At 52.1% G+C, this 710-nt stretch carries 1 protein-coding gene; it reads right to left on the reverse strand.

The window, feature by feature from the left end:
- Positions 1 to 3 precede the first annotated feature (3 nt).
- Positions 4 to 621 carry an NAD(P)H-binding protein gene (locus ACTHUR_RS14090; RefSeq protein WP_107769090.1) on the reverse strand — a complete coding sequence of 206 codons (618 nt, stop codon included), beginning with the start codon at positions 619 to 621 and terminating at the stop codon, positions 4 to 6.
- Between the last annotated feature and the right edge of the window lie 89 nt (positions 622 to 710).

Below are 710 nucleotides of genomic sequence, written 5' to 3' on the forward strand. Positions count from 1 at the left end.
CGGTTATGCCGCACCAACGCTATACGTTTCGCCCTTGCTGTCCGCTTGGCCGACAATGGTAGCAACGGCAGCGGCCAAGCCGTTGCGCGTCATGTATTTTTGCGGAATTTCTTGGGCATTTTGTGTCAAGGTATAGGCATTATCTTCTCCATCGGCAAGGCCGCAGGGGCGCAAGATGGTCCAATTCAAACCGCTTTGTTTGAGATAGATTTCGGCTTCTGTTTTGGCACGGACGGCTTCGCCGAGTGCCTGTTTAAACGGCTCGCTCATCATGTCCCATTGTTCGCCGCAACCCATGCTGGTAATCAATACAAAGCGGGCTTTCGGATTGGTGGCTTTCGTAGCAGCAATGATGTTGATATTGCCCAGCGCATCGCTGCGGATGCCCTCTTCGTTTTTGCCGCCGACAAAACTGATCACAGTATCGGGACGGTATTGTGCCAACGCTTTATCGAGTGCGTCGGCATCAAGCGCATCGGCGACGACGGTTTGAATATTGTGTTCGACAAAAAAGCTGTCTTCAGACGGCCTTCTCAATACGGCGACGGTATCGGCTGAGTCAGTCAATGTGCGGATATAGGCGCGGCCGGACGGCCCGTTGGCTCCGAAGATGAGTTGCATGTTTGGGGTTCCTTTGTATGGTAGATGTTTGTTGTTAGAAAATCCGCTCCTCTATGTAACAAGGAACGGATTATCAGGCCGTCTGAAAC

This window comes from Neisseria sp. P0021.S007, from assembly GCF_051956855.1.

Bases quoted from the DNA above. Each gene is read 5' to 3' on its own strand.
- ACTHUR_RS14090 (WP_107769090.1), bottom strand. From the start codon at position 621: ATGCAACTCATCTTCGGAGCCAACGGGCCGTCCGGCCGCGCCTATATC.